Annotated in this window: 15 protein-coding genes; 3 read left to right on the plus strand and 12 right to left on the minus strand. The window is 43.1% G+C overall.

Annotation, left to right across the window (positions count from 1 at the left end):
• The first annotated feature begins 153 nt into the window (after window positions 1-153).
• Complete coding sequence (locus R2Q85_RS15430) at window positions 154-2,115, plus strand: hypothetical protein (RefSeq protein WP_316812696.1); 1,962 nt, start codon at window positions 154-156, stop codon at window positions 2,113-2,115.
• A 94-nt stretch (window positions 2,116-2,209) separates the two neighbouring features.
• On the opposite strand, the gene R2Q85_RS15435 is transcribed toward R2Q85_RS15430, so the two are convergent.
• Window positions 2,210-3,682: a sodium:solute symporter family protein gene (locus R2Q85_RS15435; RefSeq protein WP_316812697.1), complete on the minus strand. Its 1,473-nt coding sequence runs from the start codon at window positions 3,680-3,682 to the stop codon at window positions 2,210-2,212.
• 43 nt (window positions 3,683-3,725) lie between these two features.
• Window positions 3,726-4,778, minus strand: a complete 1,053-nt coding sequence (locus R2Q85_RS15440; protein ID WP_316812698.1) for a Gfo/Idh/MocA family oxidoreductase — start codon at window positions 4,776-4,778, stop codon at window positions 3,726-3,728.
• 437 nt (window positions 4,779-5,215) lie between these two features.
• Here R2Q85_RS15440 and R2Q85_RS15445 point away from each other — a divergent pair, with 437 nt between their 5' ends.
• Entirely contained in the window at window positions 5,216-5,854 is a 639-nt protein-coding gene (locus tag R2Q85_RS15445; protein WP_316812699.1) for a DUF6266 family protein, read from the plus strand.
• Between the two features lie 64 nt (window positions 5,855-5,918).
• Here R2Q85_RS15445 and R2Q85_RS15450 read toward each other — a convergent pair whose 3' ends face one another.
• From R2Q85_RS15450 to R2Q85_RS15485, 8 genes are all read right to left on the minus strand, one after another.
• The gene (locus tag R2Q85_RS15450) at window positions 5,919-6,386 is read right to left on the minus strand and encodes a hypothetical protein (protein ID WP_316812700.1); all 468 of its coding nucleotides are present in this window, start codon (window positions 6,384-6,386) and stop codon (window positions 5,919-5,921) included.
• Window positions 6,387-6,596: 210 nt separating this feature from the next.
• Window positions 6,597-6,734 (minus strand): hypothetical protein, encoded by a 138-nt coding sequence (locus R2Q85_RS15455; protein ID WP_316812701.1) that lies wholly within the window; start codon window positions 6,732-6,734, stop codon window positions 6,597-6,599.
• Window positions 6,735-6,825: 91 nt separating this feature from the next.
• Window positions 6,826-7,644 (minus strand): DUF4397 domain-containing protein, encoded by an 819-nt coding sequence (locus R2Q85_RS15460; protein WP_316812702.1) that lies wholly within the window; start codon window positions 7,642-7,644, stop codon window positions 6,826-6,828.
• A gap of 11 nt (window positions 7,645-7,655) precedes the next feature.
• On the minus strand, window positions 7,656-8,654 hold the full coding sequence (locus R2Q85_RS15465) for a DUF5017 domain-containing protein (protein WP_316812703.1): 999 nt from the start codon (window positions 8,652-8,654) through the stop codon (window positions 7,656-7,658).
• Between the two features lie 21 nt (window positions 8,655-8,675).
• The gene (locus R2Q85_RS15470) at window positions 8,676-10,523 is read right to left on the minus strand and encodes a RagB/SusD family nutrient uptake outer membrane protein (RefSeq protein WP_316812704.1); all 1,848 of its coding nucleotides are present in this window, start codon (window positions 10,521-10,523) and stop codon (window positions 8,676-8,678) included.
• 22 nt (window positions 10,524-10,545) lie between these two features.
• Window positions 10,546-13,710: a TonB-dependent receptor gene (locus R2Q85_RS15475; protein WP_316812705.1), complete on the minus strand. Its 3,165-nt coding sequence runs from the start codon at window positions 13,708-13,710 to the stop codon at window positions 10,546-10,548.
• Between the two features lie 240 nt (window positions 13,711-13,950).
• On the minus strand, window positions 13,951-15,078 hold the full coding sequence (locus R2Q85_RS15480) for an alpha/beta hydrolase (protein ID WP_316812706.1): 1,128 nt from the start codon (window positions 15,076-15,078) through the stop codon (window positions 13,951-13,953).
• Between the two features lie 172 nt (window positions 15,079-15,250).
• Complete coding sequence (locus tag R2Q85_RS15485; RefSeq protein WP_316812707.1) at window positions 15,251-17,398, minus strand: hypothetical protein; 2,148 nt, start codon at window positions 17,396-17,398, stop codon at window positions 15,251-15,253.
• Between the two features lie 384 nt (window positions 17,399-17,782).
• Here R2Q85_RS15485 and R2Q85_RS15490 point away from each other — a divergent pair, with 384 nt between their 5' ends.
• Window positions 17,783-18,676, plus strand: a complete 894-nt coding sequence (locus R2Q85_RS15490; RefSeq protein WP_316812708.1) for an isochorismatase family protein — start codon at window positions 17,783-17,785, stop codon at window positions 18,674-18,676.
• A 20-nt stretch (window positions 18,677-18,696) separates the two neighbouring features.
• Here the strand turns inward: R2Q85_RS15490 and R2Q85_RS15495 are convergent, their stop codons facing one another.
• The gene (locus tag R2Q85_RS15495) at window positions 18,697-19,698 is read right to left on the minus strand and encodes a hypothetical protein (RefSeq protein ID WP_316812709.1); all 1,002 of its coding nucleotides are present in this window, start codon (window positions 19,696-19,698) and stop codon (window positions 18,697-18,699) included.
• A gap of 2 nt (window positions 19,699-19,700) precedes the next feature.
• A complete protein-coding gene (locus R2Q85_RS15500) occupies window positions 19,701-19,937 on the minus strand; it encodes a hypothetical protein (RefSeq protein WP_316812710.1) in 237 nt (78 codons plus the stop codon).
• Window positions 19,938-19,984 lie beyond the last annotated feature (47 nt).

A 19,984-nucleotide genomic window follows, 5' to 3' on the forward strand; every position in this document is an offset into this window, starting at 1 on the left:
TTAGTGTACGTACCCGATTTATATCTAAGGTAGGAATTCTTTTGAAACAAAAAAATATATATAGCAAATAATTTACGCTAAATTAAGATTTTATAGTGCTTTAATAACCAGTATATTTATATTTACGTGTACGTAACCACAAAAACAAAACAAATGAAACAAACAATTCTATTTTTATCCTTTTACATGGCATTTATTGTTACAGGCCATGCACAGCAGAATGTCCAGGTGAGTCCGCTTGCAGACAATAACGGCTTCACTGTAGAAAGCAAAACTAAAGACCTTGGAGGTGGTTTTTATGACCACGGGGTTGCATCGCCCATCAGTAACCATCGCGGCGTGGTATCAACAGTTGACGGGGAAGGCCGTAACGTAGTGCTGGTCTGGCTATTTGACCATCGCGGAGGCTATGCCTTACTGATGATTGATGCCCTGACCGGTAAGAGCGAGGAATTCCCAGTCCCTTTTGACACCAAAGGGGATACACCGTTTTCCTCCATCTTGTCTGCCGGCAACAAACTCTATTCCCTCTATGGATCTCATCTTGTAGAATTTGATCCTGTATTAAGGAAATTCACCTTTGTGAGCAAGGCCACGCCACAAATGGCAATGTCTATGACCGCCGATGATACCGGCAGAATCTGGGCTGCAACTTACCCTAGCAGCGGCCTGGTTTCTTTTGACCCCAAAACCCGTGAGTTTAAAGATTATAAATCTGTAAACAAAGAAAAATGGGCACAATATCCGAGGTCGATCACAGCAGATGACAGCGGCTGGATCTATTTTGGGTTAGGCAATGCCGCCAGCCAGATTTTTGCTTTTGATCCCGTATCTGCCGAAATTAAAAGTATACTCCCCGAATCAGAAAGAAAATTAGGTATAGCGTCAGTATTAAGGGATTTAAACGGAAAAGTTTACGGACAAAGCCTGAGCACCGGAAGTGGTCCCTGGTATGAACTGTACAAAGGCAAAGCCAGCAAGGTAGGGCAATATCCGACGCCAAAACCAAAACCTGTTATTACCGGTTCTCAAGCACTTGTCCATGATAAATTTCCGGATGGCAGCCTGCTGAAAAGCCTCGACCTGGTGAACAGGATATTGGTTACATGGAACCCCAAAACAAAAAAAACAACGGAAGTAACCTTTAATTATTCCAGCGATGGCGCGATTGTAATGGGTGTTGGTACTGCACCAGATGGGACTATAGTAGGTGGTACAGCTTTTCCGATGCGCTTTTTTAATTACAACCTTAAAAACGACAATTGGGTAAACCGCCCTGCCCTCGGGCAGTTTAATGCACTGGTCAACCAGAACAGCAAAGTGTTTTTCGGGGTGTACAATGGGGGCTACCTGATTGATTGGAACCCCTATCAGCCCTGGAAAGGCTGGCCAAAAAAAGGTAGTGTTTCCAACCCTCAGTACCTCTCCATAGCATCACCAACTATTATCAGGCCATTCCGGCTGATGGCCCATCCGGATGGAAAAACAATCATTATGGGCGGCAGCCCGGAATATGGTGCTACAGGTGGCGGTCTGTTGTTTTGGAACAACAAGACCAGGCAACAGGTATTGCTGACAGACAAGGAAGTAGTGCAAGACCAGTCTACGATGAGCATTGTACCCTTAAAAAATGGAAAAATATTGGGCGGCACCACTACTACCCCAGGTTCGGGTGGAGAAAGGAAAGCAAAGGAAGCAGTAGCCTATATCATGGATATGGCCAGCAAAAAAATAGAATGGCAGCAGGCCTTGGTCCCTGGAGCCCAGGAATACAGTGACATGCGCATAATGCCCAATGGAATGGTTTATGGCATCAGAGACAAAAAAGATTTTTTTGTATTCGACCCGGTCAAAAAACAGGTAATCCACCAGAAAGATCTGCTTCCTGAATTTGGCCGGACAACCGGCGAACAATGCCCCAGGATATTTGTCGCTGGGCCTAAAGGCGAAATATATATGCTGTTCCATGACGGGGCAATTGTACAGATCAATCCAGACAACTACCAGCTGACCCGCATAGCTACGGCTCCTTCCAGCATTAAAGCCGGCGGAGATTATGCCGACGGCCGGATCTTCTTTGTAAGTGGCTCGCACTTGTTCAGTTACAAGCTTTAATGTATTAAAACAAAATACAAAGGCCGGCATAAAGGATACCAAGTATCTTTTATACCGGCCTTTTCTATTTCAAAAAAAGATATGGCTACCTTAACTAATGATCATTCTTTAATGAATTCAGCAAAGCTTCCACTTCCGGTTTCACTTTACTCCTTAAAAACAGGCCGCAGCCAATATAAATAACCATAGAGGTAAGGATTGGAGAAGCAAGCTCTGCGGTTAAACTTACAGTCATAAATGATTTCATTACGGCAAAAGTGATCAGTCCCCCAAAGATAGACAACAAGGCTGCCCTGCTGTCGCTGTGCTTAAATGCTGGCAACAGCCCCAATATCATTGGAATAGCCGTCGGGCCTACCAATGCGGAGAACCAGGTAATGATCAGGCCGAACACCCCGCCGAAAGATTTTGCCTGAAATGCAATGACTAAAGTAGTAAATATAAAAAGGAACGTAGTAACCCTGGCAATAACCAGCAGCTTTTTCTGATCAAAGCCCCGCATTTTCTGATACAATACCGGCAGGATATCCCGGGTGATTACTGCCGAAATGGTATTGGCATCCGCAGCCGTCATGGCCAGAGTATTGCCAAACATAGAGGCCAGCAACAGGCCTACCAACCCATGAGGGAGGAATTTCATCGCCATCAAGGCGTAAGATTGCGTTGGATCAGCGAGGTTCTCTAAAAATATAGGCGCGGCAAACATTGGAAAAAACAAGATCAACGGCCAGATCAGGTACATCAGCATGGAAAGCGTTGCGGCCTTACGTGCTTCGGTGCCCGATGGAGAAGAAATAAACCGCGTAGCCAGGTGCCAGGTACCGCCGCTAAAGCTAAAAAAGCAGATTACGGTAAAGGAAATGGCAAAAGCCGGGGTGTACGGGCCATTATACAATTGCCCATGTGCCGCGGGTAACCTGTCCCACATGGTAAATATTCCGTTTAAACCATCGCCTAATTGCACCAGTACCATCGCCATCATGATGATACCAGTAGTAAACTGGATCAGAAAGGAAGCCAGATCGTTCACTACATCGGCCCATAAACCACCCATGGTAATGTAAATCATACTTACCACGCCGGCGGTTAAAATACCTGTACCCAAAGGAAGGCCGGTAAAAGCATTTAACAAAATACCTATGGCCGCCCATTTTGCACCCACATCAAATATTTTAATGATGACGCCACTCCAGGCCATAACCTGCTGGGTAGGCAGATTATACCGGGTGGCCAGGTATTCGGTAGGCGATTGTATGCCGGCTTTAGACCTTAACCTGGCCCATCTTGGTGCAATAAAAAATACGGTGCCCACCATGGCAATGGCAATACTGAGTGCCCACCACATGTACAGTGTAAAACCATAATTATAGGCAATGGCAGCATAGGCCACAAATACGGCCCCACTATAGCCGGAAACATGGTGGGAAATACCTGATAACCACCAGGGCAGTTTACCCCCTGCAGTATAAAAATCAGCCGAGGATTTAATTTTGGTATATCCCCAAACCCCCATTAAAACGAGGACTAAAAAATATCCGGCCAATACGATGTAATCTATTTGTTCCATTGATGTGTTTAGTTTATATGGTATAATTGGTTAATGGCATAATTTATAAGGGAAGCTTTACCAGCTGGCCTGTTTGGGCGCTTTTGTAAATGGCAAGTACAATTTCCACTGATTTACGCCCCTCCTGGGCATCTATTAACAGTTTTCCGTTGTTGTATATCGCATCTATCAAATTTTCCATTTGTTTCTGGTGGCCGGAATAACTGATGGCCTTTGGATCGGCAACACCACCTTTAGAGGAGTGCGCTGAAGGCCCTTCACTCCTTTGATGATCATCTACCCCGGTTTGTTCAAATTGCCATTGGATGATGTCATTATCTTCCATCACTACTGTGCCGGCGGTACCCATGATTTCCAGCTTTTTGTAAGCGCCAGGGTAAACCGCAGTGGAACATTCTATAGTGCCCATGGCACCGTTTGCAAATTTCAGTACGGCAACCAGAGTATCTTCTACTTCAATATCTTTGTGCTTTACATTGCCGGATATGGCCATTACCGATTCGACAGGCCCCATACACCATTGCAGCATATCCACAGAGTGGATGGCCTGGTTCATTAAAGCACCTCCCCCATCCAGTTTCCAGGTACCGCGCCAAGGATTGGACTGGTAATATTCGTGCGTGCGGCTCCATTTTACGTAAGAACTGGCTAAGGCAAGCTTTTCAAAACGGCCACTGTCTATTGCCTGTTTTAAATGCTGGCTGGCGGGATAAAAACGGGTTGGAAAAACTACAGCAACCTGCACATTTTTCTGTTTTGCGGCAGCTATGATCTGATCGGTTTTTTCCAGCGTAACCTCTATAGGTTTTTCGATCAGGCAATGTTTGCCTGCGGCAATAGACTTTAGCGCAGGTTCCAGGTGTGCACCGGAAGGTGTGCAGATACATACAATATCCAGACCTTCTGTTTGCAGCATTTCATCCAGTGAATTGTAGGCAGCACAATTGTACAGTCCTGCAAATTCGGTTACTTTAGCTTTGGTTAAGCTATAAGCCCCCAAAAGCTTTGCATTTGTTATCGCGCCAATGGCCTGCGCATGAATACCGGCAATTGCTCCTGTGCCTACTATTCCAAAACCGATTACTTTATCTTCCATCTGTTATTTATTGTTTTAAAAACCTATGCTTCCTTTTCCCTAAAATAAGTTAAATTGTTACGTACTTCAGCTGAATCATTACCGACAATAACTTAGTTGTTACAATAAAGGGTACGTACACGTTAATACTACTAAAGTATAGTTTTTAAATCAGATCACCTATTTATTCTTTAAATAAATGTTTTTTTTATGTTTCGGAACAGGGGCTTATCTGGTTCTTCACAAGAAAAGGACATCTTCACACCTGGTTCACACTTCCTTCACACTAAACTCACAATCAGGTACCTTTTTGTGAAGAAAGTGTGTAGCATGTGTGGATCATGTGAAGCCCTGTTACCAGGAATACCCTATTCTTTAGCCAGTTTGTACTATGGCGGTAAATTGAAAAGATAAAAAATTTATAATTATCTTGCCTGCAATTAACTTATTATAAAAACATGGCTAAATATAAACAAGGGATCCTGGGCCCATTCTCGGGAAAAATAGGCAATGTGGTTGGCGCAAGCTGGAAAGGTATCAGTTACTTTCGTTCGTTGGCTGAACCAAGCAACAAACCAGCTACTGAAGCACAGCTTGCACAGCGGAACAAGGTTACCTTATTCAGGGGCTTTTTGCTCGGCCTGGCTGACATCATCGATCACTGTATCCAGAACATCGAAAAACATACACCAATGAACCAGGCGCTGTCTTACAATATGAAGAACGCGGTGGCAGGAATTTACCCTGAGCAAAGCATCGCTTTTGATCAGTTGTTGTTTAGTAAGGGGGAATTGTTGGGGGCATGGCTGCCCAAGGCAGTTTCAACGGTAAGCCATTCGATAGATTTTACCTGGGAACATGGAAACCTTACACTGCTGTGCTCGGCTACGGACCAGGTAACGGTGGTGGTTTACGATCCTGTAGAGCAGCAGTTCTGCAAGCTGGAAAACATTGCGTTAAGGGGAGAAAAAATGGCCAGGCTGATCCTTCCTGAAACATTTAGTGGTCATGGTGTGCATTGCTATATCAGCTTTTATTCAGAAAGCGGAAAAATAGCTTCTACCAATGAGTATTTAGGAGTGGTTGAGGTGGTTTGAGGACGCAGATTAACTTCAAGAGCGGATGATCATATATGATCCGTCCGCTCTTGTTAATGGAAACTTAAGGGCAGTAATCAGCCGGGCCACCCATTATGTAGGGCTCATTAGCGATCTGATATCCCGTACCTGGCCTTAACTCGTACCAGGTAGTAGTGGTTGTTGTTTCATGGGTGACGTAATCATAATCTTCAGCCCAATACGGCTGTCCAAAATAGTTGCCTTCTATTTGTGAGGTATTCCCAGTAAAATTCTGATCATACTTATAACCACAATTGGTGCGCGACACATAGGCTACATTAATGTCAAGATAAGGATCTGCGGCCGGAATGGTAGCTTCAGCATCTTGCCAATACAGAACATGCGTGGTGTAACCGTTAAAACTAGAAGTCCAGTAACTATAGTCGGGACTAAAACCCAATTGAACATAGACCGTTTGCGCGTTTGTACTTATCGCATTAATAAACAGTAAAGCCAGTGCTACAAGAGTTGACTTGAAAAGAAATTTTGATTTGCTGATTAAATTTTTCATAATAATTGTTTTAAATGGTTAATGGTGATGGCTTCATTTGATCGGGCGGAGCCTTTCCCTATCTTCATATTGCTTGAATTCAGTTGTTAAGCCGCAGTTTTCTTCCGGGCATATTCCTGTTTAACTCATCCATGCGTTGCTGAGATTTGAGCTCTACAACATCTATGTCTTTTCGGTAGGCGGCATATTGTGGTTTGATAAAGATCTGTTTTAGTTGTGACCCTGGTATTGGTCATCTTTTTGAACGCGGTCTTTATAAGTATCTTTAAATTTATTGGAAGGGATCTGAGCGTTTGCAGAGGTATAGAAAAGCAGGGGTATTGCTAAGAAAGATAGGAGCGCTTTCATCAGGTGATTGTTAGAGAGTTAATAAATGAGCTAAATAATAGTAAGGATACCAGGAGATGCTTCAAAAAACAATCTCCTGGTATGCAAACAGTTATTTGTTCTGTACTACAATTAATGATATAGGCGACTTAGTCGGCGTTTTCACGGTATATTGTGTAGACACCACATAGAAAGTATACAGTTTATCTGCTTCCAATGTTGTTGTTAAGTCTATGGTATTGCTGCTGGCGCCTAGCGCCCTGATCGTAATCTCCCCAGCATCCTGGGTTGTGTAGTCGGAACTAAAGGTTAGCAAATCAAGCCCAAGAGTTTGTGTAAGTGCTGTAGCTACCGTTGTGTTACCCACCTTAGTTAACCTGGAAAAGGTAATTGGTGCAGCCAGCGAATTTAAGGGCTGCGAACTCATATTTACAAACCGGATCTTTGCTTTTCCACTGGCAGGTGCGCTAGTATTGTTATCAACAACTGGCACCAAACCTCTTTTAAGAGGTTTTACGATAAGCGATACCTCGTCAACCAAAGCGCGGTCTTTTAAGAAAAGTGAGTATTGCTGACCGTCCGAAATCGTTAACACGGTATCTGCAAGTGAAAGTCCTGCAGCATCTTTTACCACAATTTTCCTGGATCCAGCTGTTGCAGGGAAATAAGCAGATGCGCCCGCAAACGTGACTGGACCACCGGCATTCAGTTTAACATCGTCTACAAAAAGATCTGCAGTAGCAGCGCTGGTTAAATATGAGCTGTGTACCAGGCGTATACTAGTTGCCGCCTTTATATGCTCTTCAGTTGGATTGTCTTTGTCTTTTTTACAAGATATCACTGATGAAGCAATAGCTAGCATAAGCAGCAAAGTTGATTTTATGGTAAGCACTCTTGGAGCGCTTACCATTCTTAAGCTTAATTTTTTCATCGATTTTCTTTTTATGGCGTTATGGTTATAGTTATTTCTTTAACTATTTCCTTGCTGTCATGTAAATTAGCATTTAAAGCTACAAAGGTTGCTTTGTAGGTGCCTGGTTGGGTATAAATATAAGTATGATCTATTAAGGCAGTGGCCTTCGCCTGATCTTTAATAGCCACAGCCTTGTCCGGCCCCAAATCAATGGTATTTGTAAATATAGGCTTACTAATCGCCCAGTTTTCACTTAATGGATCGTTTCCGGCATCGTTAACGGCATCATAAAGATTACCCAAAAGGTTAATTGTAGTTGTAGTCAGAGAAGATCTGGCTGGTGCAGTAACAGGGTTTTGATCAACCAGTCTGAAACCTGCCCCAGGATAATTGGTTATGGTGGGATTTATGGCAGGGCCTGCAACACTGATATCCTTATTACTTATCACCTGAAAAGAGGTTATCGACCAGGTTCTCGCTGTTCCATTTACTCCCTGCGGCAGCGTTACATATTTATAGGCAATGTAGATTGGTTTACCAGCCACGATCAGATCAGAAATATCTACCGGCAAACCAGGAGGTGTAGGATTGGAGGTTATAGCTGTATTGTTGATGGCATACCGGAACCGGGAAGTGATATCCGACCAGGTTGCTGCCTGGATGCTGCTCATGTCATAATTGCCGCTAAAGTTTGTAGAAGCCATTACTTTAAGGTGTGGTGGAACTGTAGCACTTAAAGTACCTTGTGTGCCTAAGTTAACCGCGCTCATAAAAGACAGCCTGGCACCTGCATTGCCGGCATCTACTATACGTCCTGCTCTGAAAGCATAATCTTTTAAAGGTTCTCCTGAGTAAAACGATACGATACCAGCCGTTCCGGTAATGTTAAATTTTACAACACTCCCAACTTTATACGACGTAGATGCCGTGGATACTTCAAAACTCGGGGTATCGACACTTGGTAATTCTTTTTCGCAGGAGGCCATCAATAGCACACCTGCCAACAAGTTATAATATCTTAATTTCATAATGTTCGTTTTAAATTGCGTTTAATTCCATCCCGGGTTTTGCACCAGCAGTTTGTTATTGACAAGCTCCTGACCTGGTATCGGCAGCAGAACGTGCTTCTCCTGGGTAGCGTTGTACCAGCCAATGATATGAGTAACAGCGGCGCCGTCAATAGCTGCCTGACTTCCGATTTGCTGCATTGTGCTCACATATTTTCCCCAACGGATCAGGTCAAATTTACGTAGTGATTCATAGCACAATTCTCTTGACCTTTCATCCTGGATAAATAACAGAAAATCATCTTTGTTGACGGTAGAAGATATATCAGCATCAGCGTTGATATACAAGGTAGCGGTTGCAGTTGCGGTAGTTCCGCCAGCGGGTGCGGCTGCAATTGTAATTGTAGGTGCCGATGTATAAGTACCATAATTATATCCTGTAACCGCATTTAACGTTAAGTTTATCGCCGTTACCTTTCCACCGGAAACAACAGCCGTAGCTACAGCGCCGCCAGTTCCACCCCCACCGGTGATAGTGACAGCCGGAGCGGCAGTATAACCAGCTCCTCCGCCATTGGTTAAAGTAAATGCTTTAATCCCACCAATTGCATATCCCCGTCGCCTTACCAGGTTTACCGCATCCTTTGCCGCCTGTGTTGGCCCGCTGATCTCATTTTCTGCTTCAGCAAACATCAACAGAACATCGGAATAGCGCAATATGGCAAAGTTTTGAGGTGTTAAATTGGAAGTTTTGGGAGTAACTACCTCGTATTCCCTTCTCCATTTAGCAATTGGGATCGAGTAAAGGGTAGCCTGGGTTGTTGGTACAGGCCTGAAAGTTTTAACATCAGTTGTTCCGACAAAAGAATAATTCATAATATTCCAGGCTTTACGCAAGTCTCCTGGCTGGTATAAGTTGTGCATTTTTGCTGTTGCCCATATATAACCTGGGGCAGCACCCACTGTTGCCGGAGTTCCTGGCTGAACCGCACCTGAGTTATATCCAACCTGCCCTGCGTCTGCACTAAAAGTAGCAGTTCCGTTCCCTGAAAACTCAACTTCCCAAAGGCTTTCTTTAATGTCGTATTTGTCCTGGGCAACTTTAATGAATATATCCGAATAACTAGGATTCAGTAAATGGCCTGCTTCTGTATCATCCATAACCATTTTAGCCCATTTTCTGGCATCCGCATATTTGGAAACATCTTTAAGCGGAAATCCGGCCATGGTTAAGCAAACTCTGGCCAGTATGCCACGAACTGCAGATTTACTGATCCTGCCATTAAAACCAAGTGTGGTAATTTTAGGAACTAAGGCCTCAGCGCCCGTCATATCAGCTAAGACCTGCGCATAAATCTCCACATCAGTAGATCTTGCCAGATCTGTATTGTCAATGGAAGTGGTAGGTGCGGTTACCAATGGTACTCCACCATAACTTTGTACCAGCATGAAATAGTAATATCCGCGTAAAAACATGGCTTCTCCCCTGATCTGACTTCTTAAATCCTGTGGAATCCCGGTGTTTTTATCCACATTGGCCAGCAATACATTTGCCCGGGCAATCCCTTTATACAGGTCTCTCCAATAAGCAAAAACATCAGCAGTTGAAGCGGTATGTGTATTACTGTTAAGATAAATATTGAAATTGCTTGCCCTGGCAAAGCCTTCGTCAGCCTCCAGCCCTTTGAGGTAATGGAACTTGGTCCTGTACAATTCCGAACTTTGAAGAATGTCATATACGCTTCTCAACGCTAAATCTAATTGTGCTGCAGTGTTATAATAGGTCTCCGGGGCAAGACTATCTTCCGGCTGTGGCCCATCAAGAAACTTTTTGCACGAACTTATGCTTACTAAAATTAGTAAGGTGAATAAATAATATTTCTTTTTCATATCAATACTTTTTAAATAATGATTAAAATGCTGCATTTAATCCTACCACGACTGTTTTGGCCTGTGGGTATGGAGAATAGTCAAAACCTGGTGACAATACTGAGAATGGCCCGCGTGTCGAAACCTCAGGATCTATACCCGTATATTTGGTCAATACAAATAAATTCTGCGCCGAAACATTCAGGCTCAAAGAACTCAGGAATAATTTTTTAATGTATTTTGTTGGCAAAGCATACGCCAGTGAAACCGTTTTCAACCGCAGGTATGAACCATCTTCCACCACTCTGGAGGAGTGGTAACCCACCTGGCCATGGCCACCAGCACGAAAATTTTTGCTGTTTTGATTGGTTGGTGACCAACGATCAACATAGCTTGCAAATTGATTTAAATCGGTTCTGCCATTGGCATTACCTTCCAGGATAAGCCGGTTGGCATTGTATATATCATTCCCATAAGACCATTGCAGAAATACGTTGAGACTAAAGCCTTTATATCCAAAATTGTTGGAAAAACCGCCAAAATGAATGGGCTGACCACGGCCGATAATTGCTCTGTCCAATGAATTTACCGTTCCATCTCCGTTTAAGTCTTTATATTTAACATCTCCAGGCTGGATCACAGAAGCTCCATTCGTAGGAACCGAAGGTTTAAGCACATAGGTGCCGGGTGAAGGGTTGTCAAAATCAGCATACTGATAATTGCCGTCCCATACAAAACCATACATCATACCCAATGGCTGCCCAACTTCTGAAAGGTACATGTCGCCAAAAGCGGTATCAAAAGAAGGACTTGTTTGTATAAATCCCTGGTCCCTGTTTAGTGCTATAATTTTATTTTTATTGAAGGTAATGTTGAAACTACTTTCCCAAGAGAATGACTTTGTTTTGATATTTACGGTGTTTAAGCCGAATTCCAAACCCTGGTTGCGCAATGAGCCTATATTTTTGGTGGCTGTTGCGAATCCGGTATGCGCCGCTATCGGAGCACTAGTAATCAGCAGATCTTTTGTAGTTCTACGATAGGCATCAACTGTAAGTTCAATCTTGTTTTCAAATAAGCCCAGTTCATAACCAATATCTGAACTCTCTGTTTTTTCCCATTTCAGGTTCCTGTTTTCAACTCCCGAAATGAAAGCTCCTATATTTGGAGAATTGTTATAAGAGTAACCTGCCCCGGCATCCAGATCGAGCTTGGCATACCAGTCAAAATCACCAATCCTGTTATTCCCTGTCACGCCATAGCTTAGTCTCAATTTTGAATTGGAAATGAATGTAAGCTCTTTCATAAAGCTTTCTTTATGCATATTCCATGCAATTGCCCCCGATGGGAAGTAGCCCCAGCGTTGCGCAAATTTTGAGGATCCATCTGCTCTTAATCCTGCTTTAAGGTAATATTTAGATTTATAGTTATAATCTACAATTCCAAAAAAAGAGGAAAGCGTATTGCTGCTGGCTGTTGCTACCGGAGCAGTAACCGTGCCCTCATTCAGACCGGCCATACCCTGACTTTCTTCAGGTAAAAAAGTTGAAGTAAAGCCATTAGACTTGGTTTTATAAGATGTCTGGCTGTTACCACCTATTACGGTTAAGGAATGGGTATCTTTAAAAAGCTTGTTATAAGTAAGGGTGTTCTCATTTGACCACGTATCGGCAAAAGACTGAAGTACCGATCCATATATCCCCTGGTTAGCATTTGGGTTCAATGGACTGGCTGAAGGTGTTTTTGAATTGTAAAAACGATCCTGCCCCCTTCTAAGTGCATTTTTTACACCTGTAACCTTTAAAACCAGGTTTTTTGTAATGTCATAGGTAAGATAGGCATTGGCATTGAAATTTATATAAGTATTAAATAAGTACTCATTCTCTGCAGTTACCCTTGGGTTTAACCTGATATCACTACTGTTAATGCTTTCTGTATCCCCAGCTTCCTCCAGAAGGTCATAATTGGTGCCACTACCGGCTATTGGCCTGTAAACCCAGGTTCTAAACCAAATCGCACTGGATATGCCACTGGGGCTCGCTGATGCCTGTGTGCCAAAAGCAGAGACATCCATATAATCGGCAGAAATACCTACCTTTAGCTTTTCACTAATTTTTTGGTCAACTTTTGCACGTCCCTGGTATCTTTTGTATCCAGTGTTGATGAGTACTCCTTTTTGATCGAAACCGCCACCCGATATGGCATATTTGGTTTGGTCAGTACCACCTCTTACGGCAATGTTATTTATAAACACTGTACCGGTGCGAAGAATCTGCCCAGGCCAGTAAATGCCTTTGTCGCTTTTATAGGATTCCAGTGTTTTACCATTTGTAAGGTAATTCACTGCTGCATCTGTTGGATTACGTTCAAACTGATATTTTACAAATTCGTAAGGGCTCATCAGATCAATTTCTTTGGTTACGATCTGGGCACCATATGAGCTGTTGTAGGAAACCACTGGTTTCCCAACTTTACCACTTTTGGTTTGAATCACAACAACACCGTTTGTTGCCCTTGATCCGTAAACAGAAGTAGCTGCTGCATCTTTCAATATGGTTATGGATTCAATATCATCGGGGTTTAAACTTGTGCTTTCGACAGCCTCAGTAGCGAAACCATCAATAACATATAGCGGCTGGGTGCTGTTATTGATTGATGCAGCTCCCCTGATCATAATGCTCATGTTACTACCTGGCTGTCCATCTCCTGATGAAACCTGTACACCCGATACACGTCCGGCAAGTGCCTCTGCAAATGACGATACAGGTGCTTTATTAATATCAGACATTTTAACCTGTCCAACGGCACCGGTTAAGTCGGCCTTCCTTACCGTCTGGTAACCAATGATCACGGTTTCTTCTAAAGATTTTGAATCATCAGCCAGTTTAACATTGATCGTTGTTCTGGCGCCTACTGTAATTTCCTGCGTTTCTGAGCCTACGAAAGAAAAAACTAAAACATCCGTGCTTGTCGCCTGGATGCTGTATTTTCCAAGGTTACTTGTTGAGGTTGCTTTTTGTGTACCCTTTACTTTAACGCTTACACCTGGAAGTGGTTCTCCATTAGCTTCGGTAACTGTACCGTTAATCAATTTTAAATCTTGTGATAGCGCCCGCCCCGGCATAAAGGAGGTCAGGAAAATCAGCATGGCAATTCCCCAGCAGGGAATTCGCCATGGTCTTTTGGTTTTGTTGTAAATTTTCAGCATGTTTTATTGGTTTAATTTTTAAGTTTTATTAGTAATATGTTGTTCGTGTGCGTACCCGATACTTTTGTTTGAAAATATTTAATAACAGCATTGGTTTTCATAAATCCAGCGCAATAACCTGCACATTGACCTATAAAAATCAGCTCATCTCAAAAAAATACCTAACCTATTTAGTTTAAACTCGTTTATTTATATTGTTTTGAACGGAATCTATCCTATTTCCCCAATTCCGTTCGCGGTTTAAAACAATAATTTTTGATGGATACTGGTATGGTTTAATGCTTTATCTATAAATGCATAGGCGCTCAACCTGGTTTCCGGCGGGAAATCATGTGCTGCATCAGGGTAACTTACCTGGAGCCGGTCAGCAGCATTTAAAAATTTATATACTTCAGTTACATTAGAAATTCCCTTTTCAACTCCCTTAACGTCAAAGTTTGCATCTCCCACTGGCGAATTAGAAAAAAATGGCCTCGGCGCCAGAACGGCTATTGCCTCATCAAAATCAAAGGGCATTTGCGCTGCGTCCAGCTGATATTTATCTCTTACCAATGGCATGTAACGGGTTTGGGCCCATGCGCCCAGTTTACCACCGAATTTTTTGGTGACATCCTCCCCTGCGTTGTAATTCTCAAACAATGTCCAGCCGCAACTGGATACGACCACTTTAAGTCTGGGATCAAATGCACCAACAAAAATTGCGTTATGCCCACCCAGCGAATGGCCGATAACGCCAATGCGTTCGGGATCCACATCTTTCCTGGCTTGCAAAAGGTCTACACACCTGATGTGGTTAAATATGGCTTTCATAGTACCCGACTCGTACCTGTCCTGCTCGAAATTATAATTTTTCTGCTCTCCAAAACTGGGATAATCTGGTGCGATGACTACATAGCCTCGTTGGGCCAGCTCTTTGGCATAGGCCCTGTTCGGTTTGGGGATTTCTCCGGCGATTGAACGTTTACCCACATCACTTGTGCCATGAAGCGCCAGTATAGCAGGTAGCTTTTTAGTTTTCCCGGATTGATGAGGGACATACAGGTCAGCCGTCAGGGTTTCATCTTTAGCAACCGTAAAACGAATGGTGTAGCGGGTATGGTTATCTTCTTTAAGGCTGTCTGTAACCTTTATATTCAGCGGCGGCAGGTTTTTGCTATCGGGCAATTTACCCATGACCAGCTGCATCCGGTCCAGCACCTGTTTCCGTTTGGTCTCCCATTCGGCTTTGGTTTTTACAGATTTTTCCTGTCCTGATTTACTCCGGTAAACCAGCAAACTATCTTTTGGCATACCAATTCCACTCCCTGAAAAAAGGATGAACAAGGTCATCAAAGCGAAAAGTTTTTTAGTAAAAATAGTAAGCTTCATAGTAAATAATTTTACATGCCAATGTACATTGTCAGGTTATTGTTTGGTGATCTTTATAGTTACGGTTACGTACCCTAATATAGGTAATATTTTTCAAAAACAAACGAAAAGTAATATTATTTTATAATTAACACTTTGTAAATTAAGTTCTTTTAACAAAAAGTAACCTGATCTAAACAGAACTTGTCAGTTCTGCATAAATCTTAATGCCATTTAAGTTCACATTGAAAGTAGAATGACCTTTTTTACCTTTAAGTACAGCTACATTTCTTTGATCTTCGGCCAGTTCCGGACTGGATACTTTTAAGCCCGTTAATTTTATCCGGTCTGTATGTATTTCGTACTGCAGATTGTTATTTTCTATTTTAGAACCGATGTCTGACAGTATACTTATGCCAGAATTGTCTTTTATAGTGGGATGCGGAATGCCAATTAGCGCAGTGTTCATGAAATGAATAGCAGGTTTATCTTTATAGATACGGATTCTGGCCACCCAGCCTTTGCTTCCGCCCGTTTGTCTCAATACAGGCTTGAGTATCCCTTTATCAATTAGTTGATTTAATGTATCTGTTTTAGTAATAGACTCAATGAAAATCAGGTTTTTATATTTCGCGTTTTGCAGTTCATCAGCTAGCGGAACCGATCGTTTAAATCCTTTTCCATCGTGGGTCCCAAACGGGAGCGCCATCCAGGCTTTTCCTCCTGCTGCCAGATAAGTTTTGATGGCTTTAAACTGCTCATCAGAAACACAACCTACCCCGTCCAGGACCAAAGGCGTTTGCTCCTTTTTTAGTGCTGCTGCATCGGCCAGTTCCTCGTAACGGACAAAACGATAACCAACATTATTTTCGAGCAGTTTTTTTGACCAGTTCCTGGCATGGGTCCAGTGCTCCTGGCCATCCTGATCCCTCCATCCATTGTCTTTACATAGCTTATTGTTCACCACCCTAACTTCTACTAAATCTTTACCCTCCTGCGGCTTCAGCCCACTATGTTTAACTTCCCATAAATTAGAGGGGCGGATCACATCTTCCATTTCCATGGCATCTGCAGGGTCTTCTTCTAATCGCTGGTTATGCGTACTACTCCAGTTACCTACACCCCAGAACCGGCTTAATGCCCAGCCAAAATACCCGCCTTTTTCATAAATGGTATAGCTTAATGCCATTGCAGGGGATTTTCCTCTTTTATCGGCAATATCTTTCTGGTTCAAAGCTTCCGCATCCATGTGTGTCCAGTCTACACTTTTAATATTTGTACCTACATTTTCGAGCATGAAGAAGTCCAGATGGGGAGCCATTTTCTCCAGATCAAGTGAGATGCCGTTCAGCACGATAGGGCCTGTACTGGAACAGCAGGACATTAAAGGTTTATCTCCAACGATCTTTTTAACCATTTTTACATGGTCAACAATCACGTCCGTTTTCATCCTTAACCAGTCCCGAAAAGCAGGATTTTCATAGTTACCCCATTGCAGCATGGGCTTTTTTACATCACCCCAGAAGGATTTTTCACCAAATGCGGGAATCTCATGGCCATAATCTTTTTTAAAGCGCTCACGGCAATATTTACAGCCGCAGGTGGTAAGGCCCGAATAATCACACATGTCATCTACTTCTATGCCATCAATCGGCACTTCTTTTAACAATCGTTCCAGGTACCTGCCATGCATATCCAGGAAGGCGGGATTATTGTGACAAAAGGTTTCCATCTGATACTGCCTGGAATAGCCCCTGCTGCCATCGCGGATATCTACCTCACAGATATCATTAAAGAAGTGTCCTTCATACTGGGCAAACTGCGCCGCTTTAGGATCGTGAAATAACAGTACATGATGACGTTGCCCTCTGTGCAATGCCTTGTAATCTGCCGCACCTCTTGGCCGTTCCACATGGTTACAGGAATAATGGTCCATGAACTTAATGTTGTATTTGTGAAGCTCGTCGCAAACATTGGCCATATAACCATGTACCTGTCCAAAATAATTTGAAAAATCAAACCGGATATGCCAGCCGTAATTGATGGCCAGGTCTATTTCAGCTTCGGCAAAGGCTGCAGCCCTTCGTTTGATTTTATCAACGATCTTCTTTTGTGACCATTGCAGATCTTCTATGGTAACCCACCAGCTTGCTGCCCGTTGCGGAACAAATGGCACAGAAGGATTTGGGGATAAGTTGCCAAGGGTACTTCTGACGTCGGTAAGCGCCAGTCCGGCCGGGCTGCTGGCATAAGTTTTAGAAAATCCATCGGCCAGAACCAGGCCAAGGCTGGCTACGGATATTTTTTTTATAAAGTCACGTCGGTCATTTTTGTGTTCCATTGTATTGCTTATCTTTTATGATCGTATATTAAATCTAATCTTTTTCAACGCAGTCCTTCGGCTTCTAGGTTCCTTATAAAGACTATAATACTAATATAGGAGATTATTGTGTACGTTACCGTTTTTTATGAAAAAAAATATGAACTGCGCTTTTTTCTTAATCCCTTCATAGCATTTGCGAACTATTACCTCCACCTCGGTTCTTCTCCTGTACCGGCATAGCTTTACTCTGGGTCTGATTAGCACTGCAGGTACGGCATATTTTGACAATATGTTTATTAAAATTGCTAGAGAAGCCTGGCAATATCAACCCACATGTGGAAAAAATAATAAGTTTTCTTTATTTTGTGTAGGTACACGTTCAAACAATTCGAAACTATGAAAATGAAAAAGTCAAGGCGTCAGTTCATTAAAATGAGTTCAGTGACAGGGCTGAGTGCGGCACTGGGGATGGCTTTACCATTTGAATCACATGCAGACAACATCGTTGACCGACGGCCCTTTGCCGCTGATGACAAAAAGCTGCATATTAAACCAAGATATCACCGTTGGCATGTCGATCCCGGACAAGAATGGCTTGAAACGAATACCGGTTATGCCAACCTGGATTGGAAGCTTCCCATGTCGCAGACTGCACTTGTTTTGCTTGACGTGTGGCAAAGACACTATATCAGAGAGACTGAAGACCGCGCAGAAAAGATCATTAACGAGAAGTATGTACCACTCTTAGCCAAGTGCAGGGAACAGGGAATGCAGATCATACATGCACCCTCTCCCGAAGCTGCTATAAAACATCCCAACTGGGTAAAGCTGGTATCACGGGCAGAAATGAATCCGCCTAACGATTCATGGCCGCCGGCAGAGTTTCGTAGCCTATCGGGTCAGTATAAAGATTTCAGAAGGCCGTTTGAACCCCGTGAAACTGAGAGGCGCTCATTGCCGGAGCTTACATTCCATCCAAAAGTGACACCGCAGCCTAACGAAGCGGTAGTAGCTACAGGTGAAGAGCTTCATCGTTATTGCAAAAAGAAAGGGATATTATTCCTTCTGTATGCTGGCTTTAACACGAACGCTTGTATTATAAGTCGTGATTATGGAGCTACCCAAATGACTAACCGGGGCTATTCGGTAACACTGCTTCGCGATTGCACAACGGGAATGGAAACTAAAGAAACACAGGCAGGTTTACTGCAAACTAACGGAGCTATATTATTACTTGAAATGTTTGGGCAATATTCAATAACATCTGACCAGGTCTTAAATGGATTTTCAGGATAAAGGGATTGTTGAATGGCCTGTCACCAGTTCTTGGGTAATTTTAGCGACCAAACATCATTTACAAGTGGCGGTGTCATGCCGCCCGCAACCCAAATTTTGTCATTGAAAACAAAAGCTGAAGACTCATGCCGCTCCTTCCAAATGATATTTGACTTCAGTTGCTCCCAATTTTTTCCATCCTTAGTGCTCCAAATATCCGCATGGTTTTTATAAGGATTATTGGACCATCCGCCTATCACCCAGATCCTTTTACGATAAACAACCGAAGAAAACCATAATCGTGCTTGCCAGGGAGCGGCTTCTGAAACTTGCTCCCAGGTAACGCCGTCTTCCGAACTCCACACATCATTGTATGCCTGATATTGGGGAACATAGTTACCACCGCCAAATACGTATATTTTCCCGTTAAGGACTGCTGCCTGGTGGTAAGCACGCGGAGACCATCCTGCATTAGCTGTCGCCTGGGACCAGTCTTTTCCATTGGATGAATACCAAACATCATTTTTCAGGTTCTTATCAGTACCGAAGTAATAATCTTCAATCCCTCCAAGCAGCCAAAGCTTGCCTTTGAACTCAACAACAGCTGAAGCACACCTTGGAGTCCATGCTGCATTATCAGTTTGAAGATCCCATTGAATACCGTTCTTAGACGACCAGACCTTATTACTGGCAGAATGGCCTGGCAAACGCCCGTTATACCACCCTCCCATCATCCACATCCTGTTTTTGAAAACGATAGACATCGGTAGATCGCTATGGATCCAGGGAGCATTATTGTTAATAAGCTGCCATGATTTTCCATTGGAAGAATTCCACACGTCCCGCGGAGGCGCATCCATAGAGTTAAACCAGCCGCCCAGGATCCAGAGCTTGTTTTTGTAAACTAATTCTCCCTGGGAATCGCGTGCTTGCCAGGCAGCATTGGGCGTTTCTAACATCCAGTTTACTGAAACAGGCTGCGCAAATACTTGCGTATTAAATGGTAAAGCCAAGGCTATAACGAATGCGATTCTTATCATCATATTCAGAACATTAAATACCCAACATTTTTTTTGCATTCCCGGACCTTAACAATTCTTTGGTCTATCTCCGCTTCGGAAGGATTTTGAGACAGGTTACCAAGGAGGGTACTTCTGACGTCGGTAAGTGTTTGTCCGGCCGGGCTGGCATAAGTATTGGTAAATCCATCGGCCAGAACCAGGCCAAGGCTGGCTACAGATATTTTTTTTATAAAGTCACGCCGGTCATTTTTGTGTTCCACTGTATTGCTTATCGGTTATGATCGTATATTAAATCTAATCTTTTATC

The organism is Pedobacter heparinus (assembly GCF_032678725.1).
GTDB lineage: Bacteria > Bacteroidota > Bacteroidia > Sphingobacteriales > Sphingobacteriaceae > Pedobacter > Pedobacter heparinus_A.

Excerpts from the sequence above, each read along its gene's own strand:
- R2Q85_RS15430 (WP_316812696.1), top strand. The coding sequence starts at position 154 with ATGAAACAAACAATTCTATTTTTATCCTTTTACATGGCATTTATTGTT.
- R2Q85_RS15435 (WP_316812697.1), bottom strand. The coding sequence starts at position 3,682 with ATGGAACAAATAGATTACATCGTATTGGCCGGATATTTTTTAGTCCTC.
- R2Q85_RS15440 (WP_316812698.1), bottom strand. The coding sequence starts at position 4,778 with ATGGAAGATAAAGTAATCGGTTTTGGAATAGTAGGCACAGGAGCAATT.
- R2Q85_RS15445 (WP_316812699.1), top strand. The coding sequence starts at position 5,216 with ATGGCTAAATATAAACAAGGGATCCTGGGCCCATTCTCGGGAAAAATA.
- R2Q85_RS15450 (WP_316812700.1), bottom strand. The coding sequence starts at position 6,386 with ATGAAAAATTTAATCAGCAAATCAAAATTTCTTTTCAAGTCAACTCTT.
- R2Q85_RS15455 (WP_316812701.1), bottom strand. The coding sequence starts at position 6,734 with ATGAAAGCGCTCCTATCTTTCTTAGCAATACCCCTGCTTTTCTATACC.
- R2Q85_RS15460 (WP_316812702.1), bottom strand. The coding sequence starts at position 7,644 with ATGAAAAAATTAAGCTTAAGAATGGTAAGCGCTCCAAGAGTGCTTACC.
- R2Q85_RS15465 (WP_316812703.1), bottom strand. The coding sequence starts at position 8,654 with ATGAAATTAAGATATTATAACTTGTTGGCAGGTGTGCTATTGATGGCC.
- R2Q85_RS15470 (WP_316812704.1), bottom strand. The coding sequence starts at position 10,523 with ATGAAAAAGAAATATTATTTATTCACCTTACTAATTTTAGTAAGCATA.
- R2Q85_RS15475 (WP_316812705.1), bottom strand. The coding sequence starts at position 13,710 with ATGCTGAAAATTTACAACAAAACCAAAAGACCATGGCGAATTCCCTGC.
- R2Q85_RS15480 (WP_316812706.1), bottom strand. The coding sequence starts at position 15,078 with ATGAAGCTTACTATTTTTACTAAAAAACTTTTCGCTTTGATGACCTTG.
- R2Q85_RS15485 (WP_316812707.1), bottom strand. The coding sequence starts at position 17,398 with ATGGAACACAAAAATGACCGACGTGACTTTATAAAAAAAATATCCGTA.
- R2Q85_RS15490 (WP_316812708.1), top strand. The coding sequence starts at position 17,783 with ATGAAAAAGTCAAGGCGTCAGTTCATTAAAATGAGTTCAGTGACAGGG.
- R2Q85_RS15495 (WP_316812709.1), bottom strand. The coding sequence starts at position 19,698 with ATGATGATAAGAATCGCATTCGTTATAGCCTTGGCTTTACCATTTAAT.